Origin of the sequence: Streptomyces sp. SJL17-4 (assembly GCF_036826855.1) — a bacterium.
Lineage (GTDB): Bacteria > Actinomycetota > Actinomycetes > Streptomycetales > Streptomycetaceae > Streptomyces.
In genome coordinates this window covers 1,692,940-1,704,704 of the sequence record NZ_CP104578.1, presented here as the reverse complement: position 1 = coordinate 1,704,704, position 11,765 = coordinate 1,692,940, and the positions used below count along the sequence as shown (strand labels likewise).

Annotated in this window: 9 protein-coding genes; 8 read left to right on the top strand and 1 reads right to left on the bottom strand. The window is 71.6% G+C overall.

Translation table 11 applies throughout. The annotated features are described in order from the left end of the window. The first annotated feature begins 11 nt into the window (after window positions 1–11). Together N5875_RS07520 and N5875_RS07515 are read left to right on the top strand one after the other, a co-directional pair. Window positions 12–1,187 (top strand): ROK family glucokinase, encoded by a 1,176-nt coding sequence (locus N5875_RS07520; RefSeq protein WP_318212637.1) that lies wholly within the window; start codon window positions 12–14, stop codon window positions 1,185–1,187. Then, a complete protein-coding gene (locus N5875_RS07515; RefSeq protein WP_338492384.1) occupies window positions 1,184–1,762 on the top strand; it encodes a hypothetical protein in 579 nt (192 codons plus the stop codon). Before N5875_RS07520 ends, N5875_RS07515 begins: the two co-directional genes overlap by 4 nt. Window positions 1,763–1,885: 123 nt before the next feature. Here the strand turns inward: N5875_RS07515 and N5875_RS07510 are convergent, their stop codons facing one another. Beyond that, window positions 1,886–2,326 (bottom strand): MarR family transcriptional regulator, encoded by a 441-nt coding sequence (locus N5875_RS07510; RefSeq protein WP_318212639.1) that lies wholly within the window; start codon window positions 2,324–2,326, stop codon window positions 1,886–1,888. Window positions 2,327–2,472: 146 nt separating this feature from the next. On the opposite strand from N5875_RS07510, the gene N5875_RS07505 reads away from it, so the two are divergent. From N5875_RS07505 to N5875_RS07480, 6 genes are all read left to right on the top strand, one after another. Continuing rightward, the gene (locus N5875_RS07505) at window positions 2,473–3,969 is read left to right on the top strand and encodes an MFS transporter (RefSeq protein WP_338492382.1); all 1,497 of its coding nucleotides are present in this window, start codon (window positions 2,473–2,475) and stop codon (window positions 3,967–3,969) included. A gap of 433 nt (window positions 3,970–4,402) precedes the next feature. After that, complete coding sequence (locus N5875_RS07500; protein ID WP_338492381.1) at window positions 4,403–4,621, top strand: hypothetical protein; 219 nt, start codon at window positions 4,403–4,405, stop codon at window positions 4,619–4,621. Between the two features lie 130 nt (window positions 4,622–4,751). Further along, the gene (locus N5875_RS07495) at window positions 4,752–5,558 is read left to right on the top strand and encodes an HlyD family efflux transporter periplasmic adaptor subunit (RefSeq protein ID WP_318212642.1); all 807 of its coding nucleotides are present in this window, start codon (window positions 4,752–4,754) and stop codon (window positions 5,556–5,558) included. A gap of 127 nt (window positions 5,559–5,685) precedes the next feature. Further along, a complete protein-coding gene (locus N5875_RS07490) occupies window positions 5,686–7,992 on the top strand; it encodes an NHLP family bacteriocin export ABC transporter peptidase/permease/ATPase subunit (protein WP_338492380.1) in 2,307 nt (768 codons plus the stop codon). An 88-nt stretch (window positions 7,993–8,080) separates the two neighbouring features. Next, window positions 8,081–10,963, top strand: coding sequence for an NHLP bacteriocin export ABC transporter permease/ATPase subunit (locus N5875_RS07485; RefSeq protein WP_338499109.1), 2,883 nt, complete (start codon window positions 8,081–8,083; stop codon window positions 10,961–10,963). A 171-nt stretch (window positions 10,964–11,134) separates the two neighbouring features. Next, entirely contained in the window at window positions 11,135–11,689 is a 555-nt protein-coding gene (locus tag N5875_RS07480; protein ID WP_318212645.1) for a hypothetical protein, read from the top strand. Window positions 11,690–11,765: the final 76 nt, after the last annotated feature.

Here is an 11,765-nt window from a genome sequence, read left to right as displayed (position 1 = left end):
AATCGGAGCCGATGAGTACCTACCGTGACCTCGCCCACCGGGGGTCGGCCCGGGGCACCGTGCTGCGGACCGTCGGCACCCGGGAGCGGCGCTCCCATCTGACGGCGCCGCGGGTGCCGACCGTCGGCATCGACATCGGCGGTACGAAGGTGATGGCCGGCGTCGTCGACGCCGACGGCAACATCCTGGAGAAGCTCCGCACGGAGACCCCGGACAAGTCCAAGAGCCCCAAGGTCGTCGAGGACACCATCGTCGAACTGGTCCTGGACCTCTCCGACCGGCACGACGTGCACGCCGTCGGCATCGGCGCGGCCGGCTGGGTCGACGCCGAGCGCGCCACGGTGCTCTTCGCCCCGCACCTGGCCTGGCGCAACGAGCCCCTCAAGGACGCCCTGCAGAGCCGCCTCGCAGTCCCCGTCATGGTGGACAACGACGCCAACACCGCCGCCTGGGCCGAGTGGCGCTTCGGTGCCGGACGTGGCGAGGACCACCTCGTCATGATCACCCTCGGCACCGGCATCGGCGGCGCCATCCTGGAGGGCGGCCAGGTCAAGCGCGGGAAGTTCGGGGTGGCCGGCGAGTTCGGCCATATGCAGGTCGTCCCCGGCGGCCACCGCTGTCCCTGCGGCAACCGCGGCTGCTGGGAGCAGTACAGCTCCGGAAACGCGCTGGTCCGCGAGGCCCGAGAGCTGGCCGCCGCCGACTCCCCGGTCGCGTACGGGATCATCGAGCGGGTCAAGGGGAACGTCCCCGAGATCACCGGACCGCTCATCACCGAGCTCGCCCGCGAGGGCGACGCCATGTGCGTGGAGCTCTTCCAGGACATCGGCCAGTGGCTGGGCGTCGGCATCGCCAACCTCGCCGCCGCCCTCGACCCCTCCTGCTTCGTGATCGGCGGTGGCGTCTCGGCCGCCGACGACCTGCTCATCGGCCCCGCCAGGGACTCCTTCCGCCGCCACCTCACCGGCCGCGGCTACCGTCCCGAGGCCCGTATCACCCGCGCCCAGCTCGGCCCCGAGGCGGGGATGGTCGGCGCCGCCGACCTCGCCCGGCTCGTCGCCCGCCGCTTCCGCCGCGCCAACCGGCGCCGGGTGGAGCGGTACGAACGGTACGAGCGTTACGCCCAGGCCCTGCGCAGCGGGACCTCGGGCCGGGCCGCCCGTTTCCCCGAGGACCCGCCTTCATGACCCTGCCCCACCAGTCCACCCCGCCGCGCGCCCCCGGGGGCAAGCTCCCCGAGGACCACCGGCACATGATCCGCCGCCGCTGGCTGACCGCCGTCATCATCGTCCTGCTGGTCGGCATCCCGGCCGGCTATCTCGTCATCTCCGCGGGCCAGAGCCGCGACAGCGGCCGTGACAAGGAGCGCGAGTCCTCCGCGGCGGGACTCCAGGACAACTGGCCCTCGCTGATGAAGCGGCGGATCTACGAGGTCCCGATCCCCGCCGGGTCGTGGGGGGTCGCGTACTACGAGACCAGCAACTGGAAGACCAGCCGGCTGTACGTGCAGTTCACGACGACCGCCGCCGGCCTGGACGGCTTCCTCGCCGAGTCCGGCACGAGCCGCGCGGCACTCACCCCGGGCCGGATCACGGTCGGCGACCGCGACGCGGACATCGCGGGCTGGAGCTTCGTCGAGGGCATGAACTGGTCCGGTACGACGGTGAAGCGCGAGGAACCGCGCCCGGTGACCGACCTGACCGTCGACCTCACCGAGCCGGCGTTCCCCCGGGTGTACGCGGTCTCGACGACGAGTCCCTGACCCTGCCGGTCTCGACGACGAGTCCCTGACCCTGCCGGTCTCGACGACGAGTCCCTGACCCTGCCGGTCTCGACGACGAGCCATGACCTGTCGGTCCCGACGAAGAGCCCCTGACCTGTCGGGTCAGGGGCTCTTCTCCATGCCCGGGCGCAGCCGCGCCAGCAGGGCGTAGAGGGTCGTGCTCTCGTCCGCGTCGAGGGTGTCGAGGGCGCCGCTCGTGGCCTGCATCTCCTCGCGGACCCGGCGGATGATGTCCCGGCCCTCGTCGGTCGCCACGACGTTCTTGACGCGGCGGTCGGAGGGGTCGGGCTCGCGGCGGACCAGGGAGCGGGCCTCCAGGCGGTCGATGATGCCGGTGACGTTGGACGCGTCGCACACGAGCAGGGTGGCCAGGGCGCGCATCGGCAGCGGGCCGTCGAGCTGAGCGAGGACCTTCGCCTGGGTGGAGGTCAGACCGTGGTGGGCCGCGGCGGCCGCGAAGTCGCGCCACTGGGCCGTGCCGATGGCGGCGAGCAGCTCCATGAGCTGGAGCTTGGTGGGGGTGCGGGAGGTCGTCTCGCTCATGGGTCGAGCCTACCCAGAACACTTGACATTATCAATTGTTTACTTGACCACCTCAAGTATCCGGGTCTACCGTCGGCGAAGTACTTGATGACATCAAGCATCGATGATCTGAAGCTCCCGCGTCACCGGAAGAGGCCCTCCCCGCCATGAGTCACGCCCCCGCACCGCCCGTCGCCGATCCCCGGCGCGAGACGGTCGTCGTCTTCGCCCTGAGCCTCGCCGCCATGGTCGTCTCGATGATGCAGACCCTGCCGGTCCCGATCCTCGGCCTCATCCGCGCCGACCTCGGCACCTCGACCGCCGACGTGAGCTGGGTGACCACCGCCACGCTCCTCTCCGCCGCCGTCTTCACCCCGCTGCTCGGCCGCTTCGGCGACCAGCACGGCAAGAAGCCCACCCTCGTCGCCGTCCTCGGTGTCATGGTCGTCGGCTCCGTCGTCGCCGCCCTCGCGACCTCGCTGCCCCTGCTGATCCTCGGCCGCGTCCTCCAGGGCGCCGCCACCGCGATCTTCCCGCTGGCCCTCTCCGTCCTGCGCGAGGAGGTCAGGCCGCAGAAGCTGCCCGGCGCCATGTCGCTGGTCAGCGGCACCCTCGCCTTCGGCAGCGGCCTCGCGCTCGTCGCGACCGGCCTGCTCACCTCCGGCTCCGACGCCGACTACCGCAGCGCCTTCTGGATGGCGACCGGCTTCGCGGTGCTCGCCCTCCTCGCGGTCGTGTTCCTCGTCCCCGCGACCCGCCACAAGACGGGCGGCCGCACCGACTTCCTCGGCGCGCTGACCCTCGGCGCCACGCTGCTGCTGCTCCTGCTGCCCATCTCGCAGGGCCACGAGTGGGGCTGGGCCTCGACCCGGACGCTCGGCAGCTTCGCCGGCGCGGTCGTCATGGCGGTCGTCTGGGTCCTCGTGGAGCGGAAGGTCCGCGAACCGCTCGTCGACATGAAGATGTTCGTCCACCGCCCGGTCCTCATGGCCAATCTGGCCGGCATCCTCGTCGGCTTCGGCATGTTCGCGAACTTCCTGGGCGTCTCCTACCTCGTCCAGATGCCCGAGGCCCTCACCGGCTACGGCTTCGACGCGTCCATCCTGCGTGCCTCCGTGCAGTTCCTGCTGCCCGGCGCGATCGTCTCGCTGCTCGCCTCCCCGATCGGCGGCCGGCTGGTCCGCCACCGCGGGCCGCGCACGGCCCTCGCCCTGGCCGCGGGCCTCGGCGCCGTCGGCTTCGCCTGGCTCGCCCTCGGCCACGGCCACACGGCGTCGGTGATCGGGGCGGGGATCGTCGTCGGCGCGGCCGTCAGCTTCGGTTACGCGGCCATGCCGGCCGTCATCATGGCGAGCGTCCCGCACCACCAGAGCGGTATCGCGAACGGCATCAACTCCATCTCCCGCTCCACGGGCAGCGCGATCGGCAGCGCGGTCGTCACCACGATCCTCGCCTCGCAGACCATCGAGCACCTCCCGGCCGGGGTCCCGCCGCTGCCGGCGGAGTCCGGCTTCACCCTCACCTTCTGGATCGGCGCCACGGCGTTCGCCCTGGTCGGGGTGGTCGCGGGGCTCGGTCTGCGGGGGCGCGCGACGGCTCGCCCGGCTGCGGGGACGCCGTCGGTCGCCACTGCCGCCGCTCCCGAGAAGGCGTCGGTGTCCTAGCCGGGGTCCCTTCGCCGGCACGGCGCTCGGAGCTCGGTCGGCACCCGGTGTGTCGACCTCCTCACCGAGCGTCGCTCCGGCGAATCTTCACATCGTGCAAGAGGAGGGAGCCCTTCCCCTTGCGTCACTCCTCGACGCGACGGCCGCGCTCCCGTCGTTTGAGGGGTCTATGTCCCCTTGCGTTCCGTCGGCGCGGCGGAGGGTCGATTTCTGTTACTCGATCCTGCGGAGAACCTGTGACGATCTCCTGGCGATCTGTCAAATGGATCGAAACGCCGCTCGATTCGGTGATGAATTCGTGTGCCGCAGCACGTCAACTCGGTTGGCCGGGCAACCCGTTCGCGTGCTTATATCTGCACATCGCGGCCGCCGTCGGAACGGCTTGATTCCGGCCGGGGTAAAAACATTCACACGAATTGAAGGGTGCGCACACATGCGTAACGACATCGAGACCCGTGAGATCGCCGACGCCGAGCTGGACGCCGTCTCCGGCGGCCTCGCCATCTCCGGTGGCCTCGCCGGTGCCGTGGTCGGCGACGTCAGCACCGTCCTCGGCACCGTGACCTCGCTGCAGACCGTCCAGGGCGTGCAGACCCTGCCGGGCGTCGTCACGGGCCTCGCCGGTGTCAACGTCGGTGTCGCCGGTCTCTGAGCGGTATATCCGTGAACCCCGGAACGCATTCCCGTTCCGGGGTTCACGGCTGCCCTTCCCGCCCATGGCGGGCGAGCTTCTGCCGGTCAATTCGGCAGCCCCGTAAAGAATGCAGTCGAAGGATGAGCCCGTGCAGTTCCGTCAGAAGGCGCTTTCCAAGCTGCAATCGCCCGAAGAACTCGACCTGCCGGTACGGTTCGCGCGTCCGCAGGGCCGGCTCGTGCTCGCCGTCACCGTCGTCGTGATGGCCGCCGCGACCTTCTGGGCATTCACCGGATCCGTGTCCTCGAAGCTGAGCGCACCCGGCATTCTCACCCGGGCCGAAGGCAGTTACCTCCTCCAGAGCCCGTACGCGGGGCAGGTCACCGCCGTCCATGCCGAGGAAGGGCAGTCGGTGTCCCCGGGCGCACCCCTGCTCACGGTCCGGACGCCGCAGGGCGACCGGGACGTTCGCGCGGTCGACGGAGGACGGGTGACGACCCTCCTCGCCAAGACCGGTCTCGTCGTCACCACCGGCGCCGACGTGGCGACCGTGGAACGCGTGAAGAACCCGGACGACCCGCTGGTGGCCATGCTCTACGTGCCCGGCGGCAGCGGCGCGACGATCCCCGTCGGCGCCCAGGTCGACCTGGGTGTCCCGTCCGCACCCCAGCAGCGGTTCGGGGTGCTCCGCGGGCGGGTCAAGGCGGTCGGCCGCGCCCCCCAGACACCGGCGCAGATCAGCGGCTTCCTCGGCGACAGCAGGCTCGCCGAGCAGTTCGCCCGGCACGGCAACCCCGTCGCGGTGCTCGTCCAGCTGGAGCGCTCGGCCACGACCCCGTCCGGCTACCGGTGGTCCTCGGCCGACGGCCCCCCGTACGCCGTCGACTCCACGACCCCCGTCACCGGAACCGTCCACCTCACCGCGCAGCGCCCCGTCGACTGGCTGCTCCCGTGACCGCGTCGCCCGACACGCCGGCCCGGCGGGCCGCTTCCGTGACCGCGTCGCCCGACACGCCGGCCCGACGGAGCGCTTCCGTGACCGCGTCGCCCGCCACGACCCCCCAGCCCGATTGGCCGCTCCCGTGACCGCGTCGCCCGACACGACCCAGACCCCGCAGCTCCCGCCCGCCGCGCAGCGGCGTCACCGACCCGCGCCGCAGGGCGGCACCCGGCGCCGTCGCCCCGAGCCGGCCGCCCGAAGCCCCAGGCGTCGCCGGCCCGTCCCGAAGGGCCGTACACCCCGCCCCGTACGCACCCCCACCGTGCTGCAGATGGAGGCGGTGGAGTGCGGCGCCGCCGCGCTCGCCATGGTCCTCGGTCACTACGGCCGGTTCGTCGCCCTGGAAGAGCTCCGCATCGCCTGCGGCGTCTCCCGCGACGGGTCCCGCGCCAGCAACCTCCTCAAGGCGGCCCGCGGTTACGGCCTCAAGGCCAAGGGCATGCAGATGGACCTGGCCGCGCTCGCCGCGGTGGGGCCGCCGGCCATCCTCTTCTGGGAGTTCAACCACTACGTCGTCTACGAGGGCATCGGGCGCCGCCTCGGCCGCCGCGGCGTCCACATCAACGACCCGGCCAAGGGCCGGCGCTTCGTGCCCATGGACGAGTTCGACACCAGCTTCACCGGCGTCGTGCTCACCTTCGAGCCCGGCGAGGGCTTCCGCCGCACCGGACGCAGGCCCGGCGTCATGGGCGCGATGCCCGCCCGCCTGCGCGGCACCTCGGGCACCCTGCTCGCCGCCGTGCTCGCCAGCCTCCTCCTCGTCGTGGTCGGCGCCGCGATACCCGCGCTGAGCCGTACGTACATCGACATGTTCCTGATCGGCGAGCAGACCTCACTCCTCGGCGTGCTCTTCGCGTCGATGGCGGCGGCCCTGCTGCTCACGGCGGTGCTCACCTTCCTCCAGCAGTCCAACCTGCTGCGCGGCCGCATCATCTCCTCCACGCTCGGCAGCGCCCGCTTCCTGCGGCATCTGCTCCGGCTCCCCGTCACCTTCTTCTCCCAGCGCAACCCGGCCGACCTGGTCCAGCGCCTGCAGTCCAACGACGCCGTCGCCGAGACACTGGCACGGGACCTCGCCGCCGCCGGCGTGGACGCCGTGGTCGTGATCCTCTACGCGGTACTGCTCTGGACGTACGACCCCCAGCTGACGGTCGTCGGCATCGGCATCGCGCTGCTCAACGTCGTGGCCATGCGGATCGTGATCCATGTGCGGGCCACCGACACCCAGAAGCTCCGTGCCGAGAGCGCCCGGCTGACCAACACCTCGTACAGCGGCCTGCAGCTCATCGAGACGATGAAGGCCACCGGCGGCGAGAACGGCTTCTTCCGGCGCTGGGCCGGCCAGCACGCCGTCACCCTCGACGTGCAGCAGCGGCTCGGCGTGCCCAGCATGTGGCTGGCGATCGTCGCCCCCACGCTCGCCGCGCTCAACAGCGCGCTGATCCTGATGATCGGCGGCCTGCGCGCGGTGGAGGGGCATCTCTCGGTCGGGCTGCTCGTCGCCTTCCAGGCACTCATCACCAGCTTCACCACCCCGATCACCCGCCTCAACGGCGTGGCCGGCCGCATCCAGGACTTCGCCGCCGACGTCGCCCGGCTCAAGGACGTCGAGAACTTCCCCGTCGACCCGCTCTACTCCCGGCGCGAGCCGCCCGCCGCGACCCGCCGCCTCAAGGGCCATGTGGCGCTCGACGGCATCACCTTCGGCTACAGCCCGCTGGACGCCCCGCTCCTGAAGGACTTCTCGCTCGCCGTCGGCCCCGGGCAGCAGGTCGCGCTCGTCGGTGGCTCCGGCAGCGGCAAGTCCACCGTCTCGCGGCTGATCTCCGGGCTCTACGCCCCCTGGGAAGGCACCATCCGCATCGACGGCATGAGGCTTGAGGACATCCCGCGCGGCGCGCTCGCCGCCTCCGTCTCCTTCGTCGACCAGGACGTCTTCCTCTTCGAGGGCACCGTCCGCGACAACGTCGCCCTGTGGGACCCGTCCATCCCCGACGAGGCCGTCGTGGCCGCCCTCGAGGACGCCGCCGTGTACGAGGTGATCGCGCGCCGTCCCGGCGGCATCCACAGCCGGGTCGAGCAGGACGGCCGCAACTTCTCCGGCGGCCAGCGCCAACGCCTGGAGATCGCACGGGCGTTGGTGCGCCGTCCCAGCGTCATGGTCCTGGACGAGGTGACCAGCGCCCTGGACGCGGCGACCGAGCGTCTCGTCATCGACAACCTGCGGCGCCGGGGCTGTGCCTGCGTGGTCATCGCCCACCGGCTGAGCACCGTCCGCGACAGCGACGAGATCGTCGTCCTGGAGCGGGGCACCGTCGTCGAGCGCGGGCGGCACGAGCACCTGCTCGCCGCACGGGGCGCGTACGCCGAACTGGTCAAGGAGCACTGAGGTGACGTCCCCCCACCCCGCACCCGTCGCCGTGGACCCGGTCGTGGCCGCCCTGGGCGGACTCGGCACGCCCCTCGACTGCGCGGGCATGCGCAGCCTGTCCCTGGAGGGGCCGCTCGTGCTGTGGCTCGTCGTCGAGGGCGAGCTGGACCTGTTCGCGATCGACGCCGCGCAGGAGGGCCACTGGCACTTCCTCGGCCGCCTCGTGCCGGGCACGCTGCTGCTCGGCCCGGCCGAGGGCCCCGGCCACACCCTGATCGGCCGCCCCCTCCAGGGCTGCCTGCTGCGCCGCATCGAACTGCGCGAGCTGCAGCCGTACGGACAAGGGGAGTACGGGCAGGGGGAGTACGCGCACGGGGAGTACGGATACGGGGAGTACGGGCACGGGGAGTACGGCCATGGCCAGTTCGGGCACGGCCCGCACGGACAGGGCCGGTTCGGGCCCGAGGCGTACGGACCGGGGGAGTACGGCGTCACCGAGGTGCCGTTGAGCCCCCTGGAGAACGCCTTCGCACTCGGCATCGGGCGCGGCCTGCGCGTCCTCTACCAGGCGCCGCTCGAAAGCCGCGCCACCGCCGGCCCGGGCGCGGCCGACGACGACGTCCTGTGGATGCAGATCACCCCGGGCAGCGTCCGGTACGGCGCCGTGTACGAGGGGTACGACGGGTACGACACCGCGGCAGCGCTCCTCGTCGACGGGGCGATGTGGCAGGGCATGGTCGACCAGCAGTACCGCCTGCTGTACGCCCTGGACAACTGGATCGAGCAGGTCGAGCGCGCCCATGAGGACCGCACGGCGGCCGGCATCGAGGCCGGCGAGGCCGCCCGTACCCAGGCCGACCAGGCCCTGCTCGCCTCCATCGGCCGCTCCGGCGGCCGGTCGCGCGGGGCCTCCGGGCGCGGCGGGAGCGACGACGCGGCCTTCGCCGTGTGCCGGCTGGTCGCCCGTGAGGCGGGCATCACCCTGACGGAGCCGGTCGGCTCCGGCGGCGACCCCGGCCGGGCCGACCCCGTCGAGCGCATCGCGCTCGCCTCACGGATCCGCACCCGGGTCGTCAGCCTCCACGGCCGCTGGTGGCGCGAGAACAGCGGGCCCCTGGTGGGGCGGCGGGAGGAGGACGGCGCCCCGGTCGCCCTGCTGTGGCGGCGCGGCGGATACGAGGCCGTCGACCCCGCCACCGGCAGCCGGGAGCGCGTCGGTGCCGCCGACGAGGGCCTCTTCGAACCCGGTGCCGTCATGTTCTACCGCCCACTGCCCGACGGGAGGCCGAGCCTGCTGCGGCTGCTCCGTTTCAGCCTGCGGGGGACCGGCGGGGACCTGCGCAGCCTCCTCGTGGGCGGTCTGGTCGCGGTCGGCCTCGGCGCGCTCGTGCCCATCGCGACCGGCAAGGTCCTCGGCGAGTACGTACCGCACGCCGAGGACAGCCTCATCGTGCAGACCGCGCTGGCGCTCATCGCGGCCAGTGTCGTCTCGGCCGCCTTCATGCTGCTGCAGAACATCGCGATCCTGCGGGTGGAGGGCCGCATCGAGGCCACACTTCAACCGGCCGTCTGGGACCGGCTGTTGAGGCTGCCTGTCACGTTCTTCACCGGCAGCTCCACCGGGGAGCTGGCGAGCGCGGCCATGGGCGTCAGCGCCATCCGCAGCGTGCTCTCCGGCATCGGGTCGGTCTGTCTGCAGGCGAGCACCGTCGGCACGATGAACCTCGTCCTGCTGCTCTTCTACAGCGTGCCGCTGGCCCTGGCGGCGCTCGCCATGCTGCTCGTCATCGCCGCCCTCTTCCTGGGGCTCGGGCTGTGGCAGCTGCGCTACCAGCGGCGGTTGCTCGTCCTCGGCAACAAGCTCAACAACCAGGCGTTCCAGACCCTGCGCGGGCTGCCCAAGCTGCGCGTGGCCGCGGCCGAGAGCTTCGCCTACGCCGCCTGGGCGCGGGAGTTCGCCCGCACGCGGGAGCTCCAGCAGCGGATCGGCCGGATCAAGAACGTCATCACCGTCCTCAACGCGGTCTGCCCGCCGCTGTGCATGCTCGTGATGTTCATGCTGCTCGCGGGGCCGGCGCGGGGCAGCATGTCCGCCGCAGAGTTCCTCACCTTCAGTACGGCCGTGACGATCCTGCTGTCCTCGGTCACCCAGCTGACCGGTGCGCTGATCTCGGCCGCCGCCGTGCAGCCGATGTTCGAACAGATCGGGCCGGTCTTCCGGGAGACCCCCGAGGTGCGCGGTTCCAGCACACAGCCGGGGGTGCTGAGCGGGGCGGTCGAGGCGAAGAACCTGTCCTACCGGTACACCGAGGACGGTCCGCTCGTCCTGGACGACGTGTCGGTCGAGGTAAGGCCCGGCGAGTTCGTCGCGATCGTCGGGGCCAGCGGCTGTGGCAAGTCGACCCTGCTCCGGCTGCTCATCGGCTTCGACAGGCCGGTCGCGGGCAGCGTGCTGTACGACGGTCAGGATCTGGCGGCGCTCGACCGGGCGGCCGTGCGCCGGCAGTGCGGCGTCGTCCTGCAGAACGCGCAGCCGTTCTCCGGGTCGATCCTCGACTGCATCCGCGGGGCGGAGCCGTACGCTCCGGAGGAGGCCTGGGAGGCAGCCGCCATGGCAGGTCTGGCCGAGGACATCAAGGCCATGCCCATGGGCATGCACACCATGCTGTCCGACGGCGGCGGCACGGTCTCCGGTGGCCAGCGCCAGCGGCTGATGATCGCCCAGGCCCTCATCCGCAAGCCGCGGGTCCTCTTCCTGGACGAGGCCACCAGTGCCCTGGACAACGAGGCCCAGCGTGTCGTCATCGAGTCCACCCGCACCCTGCGCGCCACGCGCGTCGTGATCGCCCACCGGCTGTCCACGATCATGGACGCCGACCGGGTGATCGTCATGGCGGACGGCCGGGTGGCCCAGCAGGGACCGCCCGCCGAACTGCTCGCCGACACGAGCGGCGCGTTCCACGAACTCGTACGCCGTCAGCTCGGCTGAGCGGTGTCTGCCGCGCGGGGATACATGGAGAGGGCACATTTCGGAATCCGAGCCTCCCGGACGGAAAAGCCGGAATGCCTCGACGGAAGGGCTTTCGATCAGGGAAGCTGTCCCCAACAGGCCTTCATATAGGCGCAGTTAGGCAATTTCTGCATCATTCCGGGGGAGAAGATGACAAGATTCACGAACAGATGGCTCGCGCGCGCCGCTGGGGTGGCGGCCGCGGCGGTACTGATAACCGGCGGTACGGCCGGTGTCACGTACGCCACCGAGACGGACCGCGCGGGCATCGTCGCCGACACCTGGCTGCCCACCGTCGACATCACCTCGAACTTCGGCGTGGTCGCGACCACGCATCCGGACACCGTGGGCTGCAACGGCTACAACGTGGTCGGGACGGGGACCGCCACCGGCAAGCCGGTCGGCACCGCCACCTGGTCCCAGACCGAGGTCGTGTGTCTCGCGACCATCCCCGGCAAGTACGACATCAAGGGGACGCTGACGCTCACCGAGGCCGACGGTGACAAGCTCAACATCAGCTACGCGCTCACCGCGCCGGTGACGACGAACACCCTGGTCTACCCGACCGGCACGTTCACGCTCACCGCCGGCACGGGCAACTACGCGATGGTCCGGGGCAGCGGCAAGATGAACGCCCGGGTCAACCTCCTCGACCACGACCACGTCAGCGCCACGCTGGTGGGGGACATCGAGTACCTGGGCTGATCCGACGACTGGCCCCGGGCCAGGCGGACGTGGGTGACGGCGAACCGCCGTCACCCACCTCCGGGGTCACCTCACC